The 17,636-nt window shown below is 64.0% G+C and carries 17 protein-coding genes; 14 read left to right on the forward strand and 3 right to left on the reverse strand.

The window, feature by feature from the left end; all coding sequences use genetic code 11:
- Positions 1-100: 100 nt before the first annotated feature.
- Entirely contained in the window at positions 101-541 is a 441-nt protein-coding gene (locus DUGA2_RS15665) for a DUF2844 domain-containing protein (protein ID WP_229214699.1), read from the reverse strand.
- A 161-nt stretch (positions 542-702) separates the two neighbouring features.
- Positions 703-3,105: a TonB-dependent siderophore receptor gene (locus DUGA2_RS15670; protein WP_070270282.1), complete on the reverse strand. Its 2,403-nt coding sequence runs from the start codon at positions 3,103-3,105 to the stop codon at positions 703-705.
- Between the two features lie 234 nt (positions 3,106-3,339).
- Between DUGA2_RS15670 and DUGA2_RS15675 the strand changes: the two genes are divergently transcribed.
- Positions 3,340-6,507 carry an error-prone DNA polymerase gene (locus DUGA2_RS15675; RefSeq protein ID WP_070270283.1) on the forward strand — a complete coding sequence of 1,056 codons (3,168 nt, stop codon included), beginning with the start codon at positions 3,340-3,342 and terminating at the stop codon, positions 6,505-6,507.
- Here DUGA2_RS15675 and DUGA2_RS15680 read toward each other — a convergent pair.
- Complete coding sequence (locus tag DUGA2_RS15680; RefSeq protein ID WP_070270284.1) at positions 6,504-6,923, reverse strand: PRC-barrel domain-containing protein; 420 nt, start codon at positions 6,921-6,923, stop codon at positions 6,504-6,506. The genes DUGA2_RS15675 and DUGA2_RS15680 overlap by 4 nt on opposite strands.
- Before the next feature lie 225 nt (positions 6,924-7,148).
- Between DUGA2_RS15680 and DUGA2_RS15685 the strand changes: the two genes are divergently transcribed.
- The 13 genes from DUGA2_RS15685 (at position 7,149) to DUGA2_RS15745 (ending at position 17,633) form a co-directional block, all read left to right on the forward strand.
- Entirely contained in the window at positions 7,149-8,849 is a 1,701-nt protein-coding gene (locus DUGA2_RS15685; protein ID WP_070270286.1) for a CTP synthase, read from the forward strand.
- Entirely contained in the window at positions 8,846-9,700 is an 855-nt protein-coding gene (gene kdsA / locus DUGA2_RS15690; RefSeq protein ID WP_070270287.1) for a 3-deoxy-8-phosphooctulonate synthase, read from the forward strand. The genes DUGA2_RS15685 and kdsA overlap by 4 nt, the downstream gene beginning before the upstream one ends.
- A gap of 129 nt (positions 9,701-9,829) precedes the next feature.
- Entirely contained in the window at positions 9,830-11,113 is a 1,284-nt protein-coding gene (gene eno, locus DUGA2_RS15695; RefSeq protein ID WP_008451142.1) for a phosphopyruvate hydratase, read from the forward strand.
- Positions 11,114-11,156: 43 nt separating this feature from the next.
- Positions 11,157-11,477 carry a cell division protein FtsB gene (ftsB, locus tag DUGA2_RS15700; protein ID WP_008451141.1) on the forward strand — a complete coding sequence of 107 codons (321 nt, stop codon included), beginning with the start codon at positions 11,157-11,159 and terminating at the stop codon, positions 11,475-11,477.
- Positions 11,478-11,485: 8 nt separating this feature from the next.
- Positions 11,486-12,283, forward strand: a complete 798-nt coding sequence (locus tag DUGA2_RS15705; RefSeq protein WP_070270289.1) for a hypothetical protein — start codon at positions 11,486-11,488, stop codon at positions 12,281-12,283.
- 4 nt (positions 12,284-12,287) lie between these two features.
- Complete coding sequence (locus tag DUGA2_RS15710) at positions 12,288-12,683, forward strand: VOC family protein (RefSeq protein WP_070270290.1); 396 nt, start codon at positions 12,288-12,290, stop codon at positions 12,681-12,683.
- 2 nt (positions 12,684-12,685) lie between these two features.
- Positions 12,686-13,063, forward strand: coding sequence for a VOC family protein (locus DUGA2_RS15715; protein ID WP_070270292.1), 378 nt, complete (start codon positions 12,686-12,688; stop codon positions 13,061-13,063).
- A gap of 86 nt (positions 13,064-13,149) precedes the next feature.
- Positions 13,150-14,067: a L,D-transpeptidase gene (locus tag DUGA2_RS15720; RefSeq protein WP_070270294.1), complete on the forward strand. Its 918-nt coding sequence runs from the start codon at positions 13,150-13,152 to the stop codon at positions 14,065-14,067.
- A 75-nt stretch (positions 14,068-14,142) separates the two neighbouring features.
- The gene (locus DUGA2_RS15725) at positions 14,143-14,454 is read left to right on the forward strand and encodes a DUF4124 domain-containing protein (protein WP_070270296.1); all 312 of its coding nucleotides are present in this window, start codon (positions 14,143-14,145) and stop codon (positions 14,452-14,454) included.
- A 129-nt stretch (positions 14,455-14,583) separates the two neighbouring features.
- Positions 14,584-15,780, forward strand: a complete 1,197-nt coding sequence (locus tag DUGA2_RS33140; protein ID WP_083296343.1) for a hypothetical protein — start codon at positions 14,584-14,586, stop codon at positions 15,778-15,780.
- A gap of 47 nt (positions 15,781-15,827) precedes the next feature.
- The gene (locus DUGA2_RS15735; protein ID WP_070270298.1) at positions 15,828-16,217 is read left to right on the forward strand and encodes a VOC family protein; all 390 of its coding nucleotides are present in this window, start codon (positions 15,828-15,830) and stop codon (positions 16,215-16,217) included.
- A gap of 76 nt (positions 16,218-16,293) precedes the next feature.
- The gene (locus tag DUGA2_RS15740) at positions 16,294-16,986 is read left to right on the forward strand and encodes an aspartate/glutamate racemase family protein (protein ID WP_070270299.1); all 693 of its coding nucleotides are present in this window, start codon (positions 16,294-16,296) and stop codon (positions 16,984-16,986) included.
- 20 nt (positions 16,987-17,006) lie between these two features.
- A complete protein-coding gene (locus DUGA2_RS15745) occupies positions 17,007-17,633 on the forward strand; it encodes a glutathione S-transferase N-terminal domain-containing protein (RefSeq protein ID WP_070270301.1) in 627 nt (208 codons plus the stop codon).
- Positions 17,634-17,636: the final 3 nt, after the last annotated feature.

The following is a 17,636-nucleotide window of genomic DNA, read 5'->3' on the forward strand; positions in this document are numbered from 1 at the left end:
CATCGCGCCGCCGCAGGCGCTGAGCAACAAGGCCATCAACGCCGCGCCGGCGCGATGCCGCAGCCGGCCGGAGGCGAAATAAGTTGGCATGCGCAGCTCCCTATTCGATGACGCTGGTGTCGAAGCCGGCCGGCAGCGCGCCCGGTATCCACGCGTGGCCGGCATAGGCGCGCATGTGGCCGCCGGAGACGATCACCACGTCCTGCTGCTCGACCGCCAGCTGCGAATGGCCTGCCTTGGGACGCTTGGCGGCGGTGTTGCTCAGGACCGCGAACTTGTCGCCCAGCAGGGTGCGCAGGTCGGGCAGGGCGGGGCCGTTCCAGCTGACGGCGAACACCACGCCCTCGGCGTTCATGTATTCGCGCACCACGGTGCCGCTGTCGAGCGTGCTCTGGCTGACGGTGTAGACCGCCGTGCTGCCGGAGCCGGCCGCAGCCAGCGTGCGCGCGCCCTGGCGGACGGGCGTCGTGCCGAAGTTGGATGGGGAACTGCCCAGCGCGGCATAGGCGAGCGCGCCTTGCAGCAGGGAGAGTACCAACATGAGTAAGAATGCCCGGCGCATAGCCCGCTCCTGTGCCTAAGATGCAGGCAGTGTAGAACGGCGCCGAGTTGGATGGCGTTAGCGAGATGTAAGCAAACGTTACACGCCGGCGGAAACGAAAACGGCGCCCGAAGGCGCCGTCGATGCTCACCGCAGCAAGCTTAGAACTTGACGTACAGGCGGCCGAAGTAGGACGCGCCGTTCAGGCCGAACTGCACGCTTTCATACTTGAAACCGTTGTCGGTCTGGTCCGGGTTCTGCGTGGTCGGCTTGACGTTGAAGATGTTGTTGCCGCCGAAGGTGAACTTCATGTTTTTGTTGATGGTGTAGGTGAAGCTCAGGTCGGCCGAGGTCTTCGACTCGTAGTGCTGGTTAGGCACGCCGGCTGCCGTACCGTCGAAGGTGCCCAGCGTCTGCGGACCGAAGTGGATGATCTTCAGGTCGCTTTCCCACGGGCCGGTCACATAGTCGAAGCCCAGCGTGGCCTTCGAACGCGGCGCGCCCTGCTCGATGTACAGGCGTTCCTTCTCCGACAGCAGCACGTCCTCGAAGCCCTTCAGCGAAGCCGGCGCGTGGATGCCGGTCACTTCCGTCTTGCTGACGTTGAGCGCCAGGAAGGTGGTCAGCTTGTTGGGACCGAAGTTGGTCTTGTGCGACGCCGTCAGGTCCAGGCCCTGGGTCTTGGTGTCGACCGAGTTGACGAAGAACTGCGCTTCGCCCACGCCCAGCTTGGCCAGGCGCTCGGCCAGGGCTGGATAGGTGTCGGCATTGAAGCGGCCGGACAGCACGATGCGGTCCTTGATCTTGATGTTGTACAGGTCGGCGGTGACGGAGACGGCGGCGTTCGGCGTCCAGGTTGAACCCAGCGTGAAGCTGGTCGACTTCTCTTCCTTCAGCTTCGGAATGCCGGCCTCGTTGGCGACGGCGCCGCCGTTCGGCGCCAGCACCACGTCGGTGGCCACGCCGCCGATGAAGTCGGTGAAGGTGGACGAGAAATACACCTGCTGCAGCGACGGCGCGCGGAAGCCGGTGCTGGCCGAGCCGCGCAGCAGCACGCTGTCGGCCACGCGCACGCTGCCGGCCAGCTTGCCGGTGACGGTCGAGCCGAAGTCGCTGAACTTCTCGTAGCGCACCGCGCCCTGCAGCTTGACGGTCTTGCTCAGGTCAGCTTCCAGGTCGAGGTAGGCGGCGGTGCTGTGGCGCTTGGCGTTGACCTGGTCGCCCGGCTGGAAGCCGGGGAAGCCCTGGCTGCCGGCGTTGCCGCCGAAGCCGATGCCGTCGACGTCGTTGTACGAGCCCGCTTCGCCCGCGAAGATCTTGTAGTTCTCGCTGCGGTACTCGCCGCCGAAGGCGACGTTCAGGCCGTCACCGATGAGGCCGTCGTAGTAATGGTTCAGGTCGAGGTTGGTGGTCAGCTGCTGGAACGAGAAGCCGCCGGCGTCGAAGCGGTCCGGGCTGATGCCCTTGCCGCCGGCCAGCAGATCCTTGTTGGCGATCGATGCGTTGAGCGTGTGGCTGATGTTGTACTTCATCTTGTTGTAGCCGTAGGTCTGCGACACGTCCATATTCCAGTCGCCCAGCGTGCCGCGATGGCCGACGGTGGCGTAGCGGTCGTCGATGTCGGCATTGATGAAGGGCACGAAGCCGTTCGGGTACATGGCGGCCGAGTTGCGGCTCGGGATGTCGTCGGAACCGACGCCGCCGCGCGCGAACGCGGCGCTCGATGCGTCGCGGGTCTGGGCGCCGGCGGTGAAGTAGAGCTTGCCGGTGCCGGTGGTTGGCAGTTCGCCGTTCAGGTACAGCGACTGGTTCTTGGTCTTGGTGTCGCCGATGATGCGCGGGTTGCCGGCGTCGGCGCGGTTGGAGCGGCCACGGTCCAGGTACTCGCCGGTGATGCCGAGCACGCCGCCGCTGCCGATCTCGAAGCCGCAGTAGGCCGAGGTCAGGTAGTTCTTGCCGTCGCGCTTGGAGTATTCGCTGAAGCCGGCGATGGCTTCGCAGCCCTTGCTCTTTTTCAGGCCGATGTCGATCACGCCGGCGATGGCGTCCGAGCCGTACTGGGCGGCGGCGCCGTCGCGCAACACCTGCACGTCCTTGATCGCCAACAGCGGAATGGTGTTCATGTCGGTGCCGGTGTTGCCGCGGTTGCGGGCGCCGAACAGGTTGACCAGCGCGGTGGTGTGGCGGCGCTTGCCGTTGACCAGCACCAGGGTCTGGTCGGAGCCGAGGCCGCGCAGCGCGGCGGAGTCGACCAGGTCGGCGCCGTCGGAGCCGCTCTGGCGGGTCGAGTTGAACGATGGCGAGATATAGGTCAGCGTTTGCGCCAGGTCGAACTGGCCGCCTTGTTCTGTGGTCTTGCTCATCGGGATGATATCGACCGGCACGACGGTGTCGGTGGACGAGGTGGTCGCGCGGCGCGAACCGACCACGCTGACCGACTGCATCTGGGTTTCCTGTTTGGCTTCTGGGGCGGTCTGCGCGAAGGCGGAGGGGGCGAAGCCCAGGGCTGCTGCGCCGTACAGGCTGAGCAGTACGGCATGACGTAAAGGCGTGGTGGCGAACAAGTTTTCTCTCCCGTGAAAAATCTGATTCTAGTCAAATAGTTCATAAGCAAATGACTTTTTTGACAATTTTGCAGCCAAACTTTATTTACTGTTGTTTTTGTCTCGCCGGCCCTGCGTAGTGCTACGTAGGGCCATAGTTTTAGCCAATAAATCCACCGGCGCCGACTATTAAGGTTATTCATGTCGAACGGCGCGCAGGGTGTATTATACTGTACAAAAACACAGTATAAAATCATGGGCACATCCTCCGTCCAGGGCTTGCCGGCTTATGCCGAGCTGTTCTGCATGACCAATTTCTCCTTCCTGCAGGGCGCCTCCAGCGCCGAGGAGCTGGTCGCGCGCGCCGTGCAGCTCGATTACGCCGGCCTGGCGATCACCGACGAATGCTCGCTGGCCGGCGTAGTGCGCGCTCACGCCCAGGCCAAGGCTGCCGGGCTGCCGCTGCTGATCGGCAGCCATTTCCACCTGAAGAACCCGGACGGCAGCCCGGCCCTGTCGTTGATCGCCCTGGCGCAGGACCGCGAAGGCTACGGCAATCTCTGCGAGCTCATCACGATAGGCCGCAACCGCGTCGCCAAGGGCAGCTACCTGCTCACGCCGGCCGACCTGGCCGCACCGCCACCCGCCTACGCCCACCTGAAGGGCTTGCCCGGTTGCCTGATGATCTTGCTGCCGCATTACCCGGCCTTCCAGCCGGACGATGTCGACCGCCTGCACGCGCAGGCGGCGTGGATGGAGGCCAACTTCCCCGAGCGCAGCTGGATGGGGCTGAGCCTGCTGCAGCGCGCCTTCGACGAGGCGCACCGTCTCAGCATCGACGAGGTGGCTTTGCAGCACGGCATGCGGGTGGTGGCGGTCGGGCAGGTCTGCATGCACGTGCGCTCGCGCAAGCCGCTGCACGACACGCTGTGCGCGGTGCGCGTCGGCAAGCCGGTGGGGGAGTGCGGCTATGCGCTGGCGCAGAACGCCGAACAGCATCTGCGCTCGCGGCTGCGGCTGGCGAACCTGTATCCGCCGCAAGCGCTGGCGGAAACCTTGAGCATCGTGCAGCAGTGCAGCTTCAATCTCAAGCAGCTGCGCTACGAATACCCGCGCGAGCTGGTGCCGCAAGGCCAGACGCCGGCCAGCTATCTGCGGCAGGAAGTGTATGCCGGCGCACAGGGGCGCTTTCCGGCGGGCCTGTCCGTCAAGGTGCGCGGCCAGATCGAGAAGGAGCTGGAGCTGATTGCCGAGCTGGAGTACGAACCTTACTTCCTGACGGTCTACGACATCGTCCGCTACGCCCGCTCGCAGGGCATCCTGTGCCAGGGCAGGGGATCGGCGGCCAACTCGGTGGTCTGCTATTGCCTCGGCGTGACCGAGGTCGATCCCGAGCGCAGCAACATGCTGACCGGGCGCTTCATCTCCAGGGAGCGCAACGAGCCGCCGGATATCGATGTCGACTTCGAGCACCAGCGGCGCGAGGAGGTGATCCAGTACATCTACAAAAAATACGGCGCGGACCGTGCCGCGCTGGCGGCCGTGGTCATCAGCTACCGCCCGAAGAGCGCATTGCGCGACAGCGGCAAGGCGCTGGGCGTGGACCTGGCCATCGTCGAGAAGGTGGCCAAGGCGCACCACTGGTTCGACAGCCGCAACGACCTGCTGGGCCGGTTGGCCGAGTGCGGACTGAACCCGGAGTCGCAACTGGCGCAGCAATGGGCCGCGCTGGCGATCGGCCTGCTGGGCTTCCCGCGCCATCTGTCGCAGCATCCGGGCGGCTTCGTCATCTCGCACGACAAGCTGTCGCGGCTGGTGCCGATCGAGGCCGCCACGATGGAGGGGCGCTGCGTGATCCAGTGGGACAAGGACGACCTGGAAGAGCTGGGCCTGATGAAGGTGGACGTGCTGGCGCTGGGCATGTTGTCGGCGCTGCGGCGCGCGCTGGACCTGGTGGGCGCGCAGCGCGGCGAGCCGTTCCGGATGCAGGACATCCCCAAGGAAGACCCCGCCACCTACGACATGATGTGCGAGGCCGACACCATCGGCGTGTTCCAGATCGAATCGCGCGCGCAGATGAGCATGTTGCCGCGCCTGCGGCCCCGGGAGTTTTACGACCTGGTGATCGAAGTGGCGATCGTGCGGCCGGGGCCGATACAGGGCGGCATGGTGCATCCGTACCTGCAGCGGCGCATGAATCCTCTCGCGAAGACGCATTGCCCGCCCGGGCTGGAAGAGGCCCTGGCCCGCACGCTGGGCGTGCCGATCTTCCAGGAGCAGGTGATGCAAATCGCCGTCATCGCCGCCGGCTTCAGCGAGGGCGAAGCGGACCAGCTGCGGCGCGCCATGGCGGCCTGGAAGCGCAAGGGCGGCGTGGACAAGTACGAGCAGCGCATCAAGGACGGCATGCGCGAGCGCGGCTACGAGGCCGATTTCGCCGACGCGATCTGCAAGCAGATCGAAGGCTTCGGCGAATACGGCTTCCCCGAATCGCACTCGGCCAGCTTCGCGCTGCTGACCTATGCCAGCTCCTGGCTCAAGTGCCACGAGCCGGCGGCCTTCCTGTGCGCGTTGTTGAACAGCCAGCCGATGGGTTTCTACAGCCCATCGCAACTGGTGCAGGACGCCAGGCGCCACGGCGTACAGGTGCGCGAGATCGACGTCACCGTCAGCGGCTGGGATACCTCGTTGGAAGAGCGGGTGGGCAAGCGCGGCCAACCGGCGGTGCGCCTGGGCCTGTCGATGCTGAAGGGCATGCGCGCCGAAGCGGCCGCGCGCATCGAGCAGGCGCGGGCCGAACGCCCCTACACCAGCGTGGCCGACATGGCGCGGCGCGCGGACCTGGAGCGCCACGACCTGCAAGTGCTGGCCGCCGGCAACGCCCTACAGCAGTTGTCGGGCAACCGCAGGCAAGCCTTGTGGCAGGCGGTCGGCGCCGTGCCGGACAAGGATCTGCTGCGCCCGGCCATGCCGGACGAAGACATCCCCGTGCTGAAACCGCCGACGGAGGGCGAGGAAATCCTGGGCGACTACCGCTCGCACGGCCTGACGCTGGGCCGCCATCCGCTGGCGCTGCTGCGCCCCAAGCTGCTGGAGCACCGCTTCCTGCCGGCCGCCACGCTCAACACCTACACCAACGGCATGCTGGCGCGCGCCTGCGGCATGGTGACGGTGCGGCAACGCCCCGGTACGGCCAAGGGCGTGCTGTTCATCACCATCGAGGACGAGACCGGCAACGTCAACGTCATCATCTGGCCGTCCCTGGTCGAAACGCAGCGGCGCGAAGTGTTGAGCGCGCCGCTGCTGGGCGTGTATGGCGTCTGGCAGCAGGAGGGGATCGTGCGCCACCTGGTGGCCAAGCGGCTGGTCGACATGTCCCACCTGCTGGGACGGTTGCCGACCATCAGCCGGGACTTCTGCTAGCGCTGTTGCGCGTCGTGCTGGCTGCCGGTGGCGTAGTAGGTGTGGATCTGGCTGGCCCAGGTCTGGTTGGCCATGTTCGGCCAGTGGTCGGTATCGAAGCCCGGAGCGTTTTCGATGCGGTCTTTCTCCAGGTTCAGCGTGAAGCGCTTGTTGATGGTGTCCAGCGTCAGCGCTTCCCAAGGCACGGCGAACAGTTTTTCGCCGATCGTGAACACGCCGCCGTACGACATCACCGCATAGGCGATGTTGCCGGTGCGCATGTCGAGCATGATTTCCTTGATCTCGCCCAGGTGTTCGTCTTTCAGATTGTGGACGTGGTTGCCGATCAGCGTGTCGGCGCCCATCAGTTCCGGGCCGGGGCCTTTATGGCCGTTGTCCACATACATGCCCAAGGCATCGAGTTCTTCGTAGTTCATATCATGACCTCCCTGATTTAATGAGTTGTCATTTTTGCCTGCCGGCGGGCGACGGTCTGTACGGTGCAGCACCGTGCTGATGGATAGGCAAACTGGCTAATTTTGCACTTTCCCTCATAGGAGTTTCCCGCCCGGTTGAGGATTTTTCCGGGCAGGAAGGTGAAGAATCGGACGTTTTAGGGTATAATTTCAATTTCCCGCACGTGCCGTTCGGCACCATCTGCAATGACCAAATTTGTCTTCGTCACTGGCGGCGTCGTGTCTTCCCTTGGTAAAGGGATTGCCGCCGCCTCTCTCGCCGCGATCCTCGAATCGCGCGGCCTCAAAGTCACCATGCTCAAGCTCGACCCGTACATCAACGTCGATCCTGGCACGATGAGCCCTATGCAGCACGGTGAAGTCTTCGTCACCGACGACGGGGCCGAAACCGACCTCGACCTCGGCCACTACGAGCGCTTCATCTCCACCCGCATGAAAAAGGTGAACAACTTCACCACCGGCCAGATCTACGAATCGGTGATCCGCAAGGAACGCCGCGGCGAGTACCTGGGCAAGACCGTGCAGGTCATCCCCCACATCACCAACGAAATCCAGGACTACATCCGTCGCGGCGCCGAAGGCTACGACGTGGCCCTGTGCGAAATCGGCGGTACCGTGGGCGACATCGAATCGCTGCCGTTCCTGGAAGCCGCCCGTCAGCTGAGCCTGCGCGCTGGCCGCAAGAACACCGCCTTCGTCCACCTGACGCTGGTGCCGTTCATCGCCTCCGCCGGCGAGCTCAAGACCAAGCCTACCCAGCACTCGGTGCAGAAGCTGCGCGAAATCGGCATCTCGCCGAACGCGCTGCTGTGCCGCGCCGACCGCGCCATTCCGGAAGACGAACGCGCCAAGATCTCGCTGTTCTCGAACATCGAAGAGCAGGCCGTGATTTCCGTGTGGGATGTCGACACCATCTACAAAGTGCCGCAGATGCTGCACGACCAGGGCCTGGACGCGATCATCTGCGAAGCGCTGGACCTGAACCCGGCCCCGGCCGACCTGTCGGTCTGGAGCCGCCTGATCTACACGCTGGAGCATCCGAAGAGCGAAGTGTCGATCGGCATGGTCGGCAAGTATGTGGAACTGACCGAGTCGTACAAGTCGCTGACCGAAGCGCTGCGCCACGCCGGCATCCACAACGAATCCAAGGTCAACATCGAGTACATCGACTCGGAAGAGATCGAGACCACCGGCTGCGCCGCGCTGGGCAAGTACGACGCCATCCTGGTACCGGGCGGCTTCGGCAAGCGCGGCGTGGAAGGCAAGATCATGGCCGCCCAGTTCGCCCGTGAAAACAAGATCCCTTACCTGGGCATCTGCCTCGGCATGCAAGTGGCGCTGATCGAATACGCCCGCCACAAGGCCGGCCTGACCACCGCCAACTCCACCGAGTTCGACCTGGACACCGCGCAGCCTGTGGTGGCCCTGATCGACGAGTGGCAAGGCCAGGACGGCAAGGTCGAGAAGCGCGACGAGAACTCCGACCTGGGCGGCACCATGCGCCTGGGCGCGCAGACCTGCGCCATCAAGCCGGGCACGCTGGCTTCGGAAATCTACGGCGCGGTCGTCACCGAGCGTCACCGTCACCGCTACGAAGCCAACAACCACTACCTGCCGCGCGTGGAAGCGGCCGGCCTGGTGGTCGCGGCGCGCACCCCGACCGAAGACCTGTGCGAAATCATGGAACTGCCGCGTACCGGCGAGAACGCGCACCCTTGGTACATGGGCGTGCAGTACCACCCTGAATTCAAATCGACCCCGCGTGACGGCCATCCGCTGTTCACGTCCTACATCAAGGCAGCACTGGCCCACAAGGCCGCCGGCGGCAACCGCCTGCACGCTGTCGATGTTAAAACTGCGGATACTCTGCAAGGAGATGCAGCATGAAACTGTGCGGATTCGACGTTGGCCTCGACCAGCCGTTCTTCCTGATCGCCGGCACCTGCGTGATCGAATCGCGCCAGATGGCGTTCGACACCGCCGGCGCGCTGAAGGAAATGACGGCCGCGCTGGGCATCCCGTTCATCTACAAGTCCTCGTTCGACAAGGCCAATCGTTCCTCCGGTACCTCGTACCGCGGTCCGGGCCGCGACAAGGGCCTGGAGATCCTCGGCGACGTCAAGCGCGAACTGGGCGTGCCGGTGCTGACCGACGTGCACTCGATCGATGAGATCGCCGAAGTCTCTTCGGTGGTCGACGTGCTGCAAACCCCGGCCTTCCTCTGCCGCCAGACCGACTTCATCGTCGCCTGCGCCGAGTCCGGCCTGCCGGTCAACATCAAGAAGGGCCAGTTCCTCGCCCCGCACGACATGAAGAACGTCATCGACAAAGCCCGCCTGGCCGCCAAGGCCAAGGGCCTGAACGAAGACAACTTCATGGCCTGCGAGCGCGGCGCCTCCTTCGGCTACAACAACCTGGTCTCGGACATGCGTTCGCTGGCCATCATGCGCGAATCGAACTGCCCGGTGGTGTTCGATGCGACCCACTCGGTGCAACTGCCAGGCGGTAATGGCACGTCGTCCGGCGGCATGCGCGAGATGGTGCCGGTGTTGTCGCGCGCGGCCGTGGCGGTTGGCGTGGCCGGCCTGTTCATGGAAACGCATCCGAACCCTGCGGAAGCCCTGTCGGACGGCCCGAACGCCGTGCCGCTGGGTCGCATGAAGGAGTTGCTGTCCACGCTGATCGAGCTGGACCGCATCACCAAGAAAGCTGGCTTCCTGGAAAACAGCTTCAACTAATGCAGCATACCTGGCGTACGAGTTTTCGTATGTTCGGCCCTCCGGCGCCGGGTACAATTCCCGTTATTTCGTCCGCAACGCGCATCAGAACGCGTAGCGACTTCGCATCGCCTAACTTTGGAGAATGACATGAGTGCTATTGTTGACATTATCGGCCGTGAAATCATCGACTCGCGCGGCAATCCTACCGTCGAATGCGACGTGCTGCTGGAATCCGGCGTCATGGGCCGCGCCGCCGTACCATCGGGTGCATCGACCGGTTCGCGCGAAGCGATCGAGCTGCGCGACGGCGATCCGAAGCGTTACTTCGGCAAGGGCGTGCTGCAAGCCTGCGAGAACATCAACACCGAAATCTCGGAAGCCATCATGGGCCTGGACGCCAATGAGCAAGCTTTCCTGGACCGCACTCTGATCGACCTGGACGGTACCGAAAACAAGGCACGCCTGGGCGCCAACGCCATGCTGGCCGTGTCGATGGCTGTCGCCAAGGCCGCCGCTGAAGAAGCCGGCCTGCCGCTGTACCGCTACTTCGGCGGTTCGGGCGCGATGCAGCTGCCAGTGCCGATGATGAACGTGATCAACGGCGGCGCGCACGCCGACAACAACCTGGACATCCAGGAATTCATGATCATTCCAGTCGGTGCACCTTCCTTCAAGGAAGCGGTCCGCTACGGCGCCGAAGTGTTCCACACGCTGAAAAAGATCCTGCACAAGAAGGGTCTGAGCACCGCCGTGGGCGACGAAGGCGGTTTCGCGCCATCGCTGGCCAACCATGAGGAAGCGATCAAGCTGATCATCCAGGCGATCGAAGAAGCCGGCTACGAGCCAGGCACCCAGATCGCCATCGGCCTGGACTGCGCCGCTTCCGAGTTCTACAAGGACGGCAAGTACGAGCTGGAAGGCGAGGGCCTGAGCCTGACCGCCACCGAGTTCACCAACCTGCTGGCGACCTGGTGCGACAAGTACCCGATCATCTCGATCGAAGACGCGATGCACGAAGGCGACTGGGACGGCTGGGCGATCCTGACCAAGGAATTGGGCAAGAAGATCCAGCTGGTGGGCGACGACCTGTACGTCACCAACACCAAGATCCTGAAAGAAGGCATCTCGAAAGGCATCGCCAACTCGATCCTGATCAAGATCAACCAGATCGGCACCCTGACCGAAACCTTCGCCGCCATCGAAATGGCCAAGCGCGCCGGCTACACCGCCGTGATCTCGCACCGTTCGGGCGAAACCGAAGATTCGACCATCGCCGATATCGCCGTTGGCCTGAACGCCCTGCAGATCAAGACCGGCTCGATGTCGCGTTCGGACCGCATGGCCAAGTACAACCAGCTGCTGCGTATCGAAGAAGATCTGGGCGATATCGCTTCCTACCCGGGCCGCGACGCGTTCTATAATCTGAAGTAATTAAGCAAACGCGGCCGGATCACTTCCGGCCGCTGTCGATTCCATGCGTCTGATCACTCTCGCACTGGCAGCCCTGCTGCTGTTGATACAGTACCCGCTCTGGCTGGGGAAGGGCGGGTGGCTGCGCGTGAAAGACTTCGAGGCCCAGGTGGACACGGCCCACAAGAAAAACGCGGAACTGATCGCCCGCAACGCCAAGCTCGACTCCGAAGTGCGCGACCTCAAGGACGGCACCGGCGCAGTGGAGGAGCGTGCTCGCTACGAGCTCAGCATGATCAAGCAAAACGAAATCTTCATCCAGATCGTCGGCAAGGGCCAGGCCGCTGCGCTGCCGCCGCTGGCGCCCAAACCTTCCGACAACTGAGCCCCTTCATGGCGATCCGCGCTGGCATACTGCTGATGTTGGCCACGCTTGCTCCGCTGGCAAAGAGTGCAGGCGTTTGCACGCCGCTGCGGGTCGGCTATATGGACCAGAACCGGCCGCCCTACTGGATGGGCGAGGGCGAGCAGGTGCCCGAACCGCCCGGCGCGGCGGTCGACCTGATACGCAACGCGGTCATGGGTTCCGGCTTCAACTGCCTGCCGACGCTGGTGCGGCTGCCGGTGGCGCGCCTGAGGGTGGCGCTGGAGGCGGGCGACATCGACATGACGCCGCTGGCCGAGCAGCCCAGCTATTCCGCCGAGATCGCGCTGCCGCGCGACAAGGACGGCAACATCGACCGCAACCGAGCGCTGCACAACACGCTGGTGGTGCTGGTGCGCGTCAAGGACAAGATCCCGGCCGGCGCCAATCCCAATGAATACTTCCGCGGCAAGGTGCTCGGTTCGCCGCAAGGCAATGCCTACAACGCGCGCCTGCGCGACGCCGGCTTGACCATCGACGACGGCGCCCGCGACCTGGAGCGCAATATCGAGAAGCTCAAGCTGGGCAGGGTGGACGGCGTGGTGGTCAACCTCGTCAAGCCCGAGCATCTGGCGCTGACGCTGAAACGCTATCGCGGCGTGGTGGTGCAGTTGCCGCAGCCGCTGATCAACACGCGGTTGTGGCTGGCCTTCAACGCCACTTACTACCGCGCCCATCATGACCAGGTCGAAGCGCTGTGGAGCTGGCTGGACTCGCACCGCGGCCGTCTCGGCGACGTCATGCAAAAATACCGCAAGCAGGAGTGACACCGTGAGCAATCCTTTGCACCATCTCAGCGCCATCAGCCTGTTCGTCGAAGACGTGGCGGCGGCCAAGGCGTTTTATCTCGACGTGTTCGGCGTGCCGGTGGTGTACGAGGACGCGGTGTCCGCCGTGATGAAGTTCGACAACCTGATCATCAACCTGCTGCATGTGGGCAGTGCGCCGGTGATCATCTCGCCCGCAGTGGTGGCGCCGCGCGATGCCGGCTCGCGCTTCCAGATCAGCATCTGGGTGCCGGACGTGGACGCGGTCTGCGCGCAGCTGCGGCAGCGCGGCGTGACGCTGCTGGCCGGTCCCGTCAACCGCCCTTGGAATATGCGTACCGCTAACTTCGTCGACCCCGCTGGACACAGCTGGGAAGTCGCACAACAACTGGAATCCTGAACATGCTGCATCACATTTCTTTCGGCGTGCGCGACCTCGCGCTGTCCGGCGCTTTCTACGACGCCGCCATGGGCGCGCTCGGCTTCCGCCGCGTGTTCGAAGACGACGACGCCATCGGCTATGGCTTGGAGGACGACAAGGACCTGCTGTGCCTGAAGCTGCGTCCCGAAGCCGAGGCGCCGGGCGCGGGCTTCCACATGGCCTTCGCCGCGCCGAACCGCGCCGCGGTGGACGCCTTCCATGCCGCCGCGCTGCGCGTCGGCGGCAGCGACAATGGCGCGCCGGGCCTGCGTCCCGATTACGGCGACCATTACTACGCCGCCTTCCTGGTCGACCCGGACGGCCACCACATCGAGGCGGTCATCAACACCGCCAACTAATTGCGCTTTTACCAGCGCCGCAGCGAACAGGCTTAACGGGCAAGCTTAAGCTAGAATAAGCGCCCCTTACGTCATACGAGTCCGGCTTGAGAGTCTTATTTTTTGTCGCATCGCTGATTGCCGCCGCCAGCGTTGGCGCGGCCACCGTCGGCCCGAAGGCGCATGGCCCGGAAGTGCTGCGCGCCCAGGTGCTGCTCGACCGCGCCCATTTTTCCACCGGCGAAATGGACGGCGCCTATGGCAGCAATATGCGCCAGGCCATACGCGGCTTCCAGAAGCTGCACCAGCTGCCGGTGACCGGCGTGGTCGATGCCGCCACCTGGGCCGAGCTGGAGCGCGACCAGGCGCCTGTGCTGGACAGCTACACCATCACCGCGCAAGACGTCGCCGGACCCTACACGCCTGTCCCGGCCGGCATGATGGCCAAGTCCAGGCTGCCCGCGCTGGGCTACGCCAGCCTGGCCGAAGCGCTGGGCGAACGCTTCCATTGCAGCCCCGACCTGCTGCGCCGCCTCAACCCCGGCAAGCCGCTGACCCGGGCCGGCACCCGCATCACCGTGCCCAACGTGGCCGCCGCCAAGCCGCTGCCGAAAGCCAGCTCCATCCTGGTCGACGCGCAGGACGGTACGCTGACGCTGCTCGACGCGGGCGGCATGCCGTTCGCGCAATTCCCCGCCAGTACCGGGAGCAAGCACGACCCGCTGCCCGAAGGCCGCTGGCAGGTGCGCGGCGTCGCCACCGATCCCGAATACCGCTACAACCCCAAGCTGTTCTGGGACGCCAAGGCGGGCGATGCCAAGGCCCGCCTCGCGGCCGGCCCCAACAACCCGGTCGGCGTCGCGTGGATAGAACTGAGCAAGGAACACTACGGCATCCACGGCACGCCCGAGCCGGGCAAGATCGGCAAGACCCAGTCGCACGGCTGCATCCGCCTCACCAACTGGGACGTGATGGCCGTGGTCCGCTCCATCGCGCGCGGTGCGGTGGTGTTATTGCAAGAGTAGTGACATTTCAATAGATTTCCAATAAGAAATTTTTTATACAATCGGGCCGTCGATTCTTCATGAGAACAATCCTCCATGACCCGCTTACTACTGACGATCACCTTGCTCTGCGCCAGCGCCGCCGGCCACGCGCAAGTCTACAAATGGGCCGACGCCCAAGGCCGCATCCATTACACCGACAACAAGGACGATGCCGGCGACTTGCCCGTCGCCGAGTTGAAGATGAACGGCCAGCCGACCGTGCTGCCGGCGCCGCAGGCCCATGGCCCGACCTGGCAGCAGCGCGACGCCGAGTTCAAGCAGCGCCTGCAATACAAGCTGCTGGCGCCCGGCTTCCGTCCGCGCCGACAGGTCGCGCACGAGCAGGTGGGGGAGCGTCAGTCCTGACAACTGGTTGTGTGGGGGCGTGTGGCGCAAACACAGCAGGCTCCTTCATGTCGCTGGCATAGACGCGACCGCCGGGCTACAATCAACGCTCAAAGTTGTTTTTTGGATAACCTTTTGAAAGGGACTACCATGGCGACACCTGAGCAACTGGCGCAAGTGAAGGAAAATGTCAGCAACCTGATGGACCTGACCAACCATGTGCACGACTACATGCAGGACGTCCTCAGCGGGGTCTACCAGGAGCTGTCGCAGGATGCCTCGCCCGATCCTGGCCAGAAAGAACTGTCCACGTTCTTCACTGCGGTGTTCAGTTGTATCGGACTGCTGGATTTTCCAGGCGCGGGTATATTCGGCACCTTCCTCGGCACTTTCTTCGGCGCTTACTCTGGCCCGGACGAGCCGCCCAGCCTGAAATCCACGTTTGGCTCGCTGTGGCTGCGCATGAACCAGACCTTCCTGCAGGCCAATGACGATCTGTCGCTCATCCATGCCGATCCGGCCGCGTACTGGAACAAGAGTTATATCAATCCGCTGAATCAGCATAGCGCGCCGGTCTCCAGCTTGGGCGATCCCAAAGTGACCCTGCCTGCCAAGTCCGATCCGAAATTCCAGCAAATAACAGACGCCATCATCAACAAGTCCTGGTATGAAACGACGCGCACCACCATCGGCCAGAAGTTCTATATCGCGCTGGTCACTACTGAACCGGCGGACCCGTTTCTGGCTGGGGAGACCGACGCCCAATTCGCGCAGTTCGGCGCTGACAGCATCGGCAAAAAAACGTACAGCTATTTCGCGTCACGCCACGCCTTTACTAAAAATTGCTGCGGTGATCCTTTGGACGGCATACAGTACTCGCAATTCGGCCTCAGGACGTCGAATGGATGGGCAGCGCCGGATCTGTGCGCGTGGCTGTTCCGAGACAACCAGTTTGGTACGGTTACCAATCCGCTAGGCATTGCAAACCGTTTCGAGGTGTTTACCCAATGGGAAATTCCGGGAAGCGATTTGATACTAAACTGGCCTGGCTCCGTCTGGTCCGAGGCCCCGGCCGCCTTGTCGCCGCAAGATCAGGAGCATGCCCAAGCCTGGAACCGCCTGCTCGAAGGCACGTCCCGGCAGGAACTGGAGAAGCGACTGATACGTAAATTCTACGCAGACCCTGCCTTCGCCCATGCACTGATCAGCGAGCCGGAAAAGGCCATCGCGGCGGAATTAGGTGTGGAACTGCCATCGCTCGTCAAGGTCGAAGTACTGCGCGAAACGCCCGGCAACTACAAGCTGGTCATCCCGACTGTTGGCCTTGCCGCTTATCTCGCGCCGTAAGCATGGTCCAGAGCTCCGCTTCGCTAAAATGAGAACAGGAGGTGCGTATGACTATCCATCTTGATCATTTGTTGATACCCGTGCGCGACAAGATCGCCGCGGCCAAGCAGCTGGCGGAACTGCTGGGCGTGCCCTGGTCGAGCACCGGCGTAGGACCCTTCGCGCCGGTGTTCGTCAGCGACAGCCTGACCATCGACTTCGACCAGTGGCCGGAACCCATCCCGCTACAGCACTATTGCTTCCGCGTCGCGCAGGCGGACTTCGACGCCATCCTCGGCCGCATCAAGGCCGCCGGCATCCCTTACCGCAGCTCGGTGTTTGCGGACAACGACAACCAGGTCGGCAGCTACAACGGCGGCAGCATCGTCTACTGGAACCAGCCCGACGGCCACCAGTGGGAAATCCTCACCGTCAGCTACGCCCGCCCCGAGGCTTGAGCAAAAAACCGTCGCGGCGTGTATGCTGGCGGGCCGGGCCCGCGTGTCGCGAGGCCGGTTTTTCGGAGGGGCGCGCTTGAAAACGATAGGCCTGATAGGCGGCATGAGCTGGGAATCGACGGTACCTTACTACCGCCAGATTAACGAGACGGTGAAGCAGCACCTGGGCGGCCTGCATTCGGCCAAGGTGGTGCTGTACAGCGTGGACTTCCACGACATCGAACGCCTGCAGCACGCGGGCGACTGGGACGCCGCCGGCGCCGTGCTGGCCGATGCGGCGCGTTCGCTGCGCGCGGCCGGCGCGGATTTCCTGGTCCTGTGCACCAACACCATGCACAAGGTGGCGCCCGCCATCGAGGCGGCGGTGGACATTCCGCTGTTCCACATCGCCGACCCGACCGCCGCTGAAATCCAGCACGCCGGCCTGCGCAAGATCGGCCTGCTGGGTACGCGCTTCACGATGGAGCAGGCGTTCTACAAGGACCGCCTGCGCGAGCATCACGGCCTCGACGTGGTGGTACCGGCGCAGCACGACCGCGACATCGTCCACCGCATCATCTACGAAGAACTGTGCCTGGGCCGCATCGTCGACAGTTCGCGCGACGAATACCGCCGCATCATCGCCGGCTTGGTGGAGCAGGGCGCGCAGGCTATCATTCTGGGCTGCACCGAAATCTCGCTGCTGGTCGCGCAGCGGGACGCCGCCGTGCCGCTGTTCGACACCACCGCCATCCACGCGCGCAAGGCCGCCGAGTGGGCGCTGGCTTAGGCTTAACTATTGGAGAAAACATGAAATTAATCGGGATGCTGGATTCGCCCTATGTGCGCCGCGTGGCCGTCACGCTGCAGTTGATGGGCGTGCGCTTCGAACACCAATCGCTGTCGGTGTTCAGCACCTACGAGCAATTCCGCCAGATCAATCCGGTGGTCAAGGCGCCGACCCTGGTGGCCGACGACGGCACCGTGCTGATGGACTCGACGCTGATCGTGCAGTACGCGGAAGCGCTGGCCATGCCGGCCAGCCGCCTGACGCCGTCGATGCCGACCGAACTGATGCGCTCACTGCGCGTGCTGGGGCTGGCGCTGGCCGCCTGCGACAAGGGCGTGCAACTGGTGTACGAGCGCATGGTGCGTCCCGCCGAGAAGCTGCATCAGCCGTGGGTGGACCGTGTCACCGCGCAGATGCTGTCGGCCTTCGATGCGCTGGAGGCCGAGCTGGGCGCGCATCCGCTGTCGGTGGCGGCGCTCGACCATGCCGGCGTAATGACGGCCGTCACCTGGCACTTCATGCAGCAGATGCTGCCGGAAGTGGTCGACGCATCCCGCTATCCGCTGCAGGCAGAGTTCTCGCGCCAGGCCGAAGCGCTGCCTGCCTTCCAGGCCGCGCCGCACGGCGACACCACCTATATCGCTTGAAAA

The organism is Duganella sp. HH101, from assembly GCF_001758795.1.
GTDB lineage: Bacteria > Pseudomonadota > Gammaproteobacteria > Burkholderiales > Burkholderiaceae_D > Rugamonas > Rugamonas rivuli.

Coding starts and splice junctions, on each gene's coding strand:
- DUGA2_RS15665 (WP_229214699.1), bottom strand. CDS start 541: ATGTTGGTACTCTCCCTGCTGCAAGGCGCGCTCGCCTATGCCGCGCTG.
- DUGA2_RS15675 (WP_070270283.1), top strand. CDS start 3,340: ATGGGCACATCCTCCGTCCAGGGCTTGCCGGCTTATGCCGAGCTGTTC.
- DUGA2_RS15680 (WP_070270284.1), bottom strand. CDS start 6,923: ATGAACTACGAAGAACTCGATGCCTTGGGCATGTATGTGGACAACGGC.
- DUGA2_RS15685 (WP_070270286.1), top strand. CDS start 7,149: ATGACCAAATTTGTCTTCGTCACTGGCGGCGTCGTGTCTTCCCTTGGT.
- kdsA (WP_070270287.1), top strand. CDS start 8,846: ATGAAACTGTGCGGATTCGACGTTGGCCTCGACCAGCCGTTCTTCCTG.
- eno (WP_008451142.1), top strand. CDS start 9,830: ATGAGTGCTATTGTTGACATTATCGGCCGTGAAATCATCGACTCGCGC.
- ftsB (WP_008451141.1), top strand. CDS start 11,157: ATGCGTCTGATCACTCTCGCACTGGCAGCCCTGCTGCTGTTGATACAG.
- DUGA2_RS15705 (WP_070270289.1), top strand. CDS start 11,486: ATGGCGATCCGCGCTGGCATACTGCTGATGTTGGCCACGCTTGCTCCG.
- DUGA2_RS15715 (WP_070270292.1), top strand. CDS start 12,686: ATGCTGCATCACATTTCTTTCGGCGTGCGCGACCTCGCGCTGTCCGGC.
- DUGA2_RS15725 (WP_070270296.1), top strand. CDS start 14,143: ATGACCCGCTTACTACTGACGATCACCTTGCTCTGCGCCAGCGCCGCC.
- DUGA2_RS33140 (WP_083296343.1), top strand. CDS start 14,584: ATGGCGACACCTGAGCAACTGGCGCAAGTGAAGGAAAATGTCAGCAAC.
- DUGA2_RS15735 (WP_070270298.1), top strand. CDS start 15,828: ATGACTATCCATCTTGATCATTTGTTGATACCCGTGCGCGACAAGATC.
- DUGA2_RS15745 (WP_070270301.1), top strand. CDS start 17,007: ATGAAATTAATCGGGATGCTGGATTCGCCCTATGTGCGCCGCGTGGCC.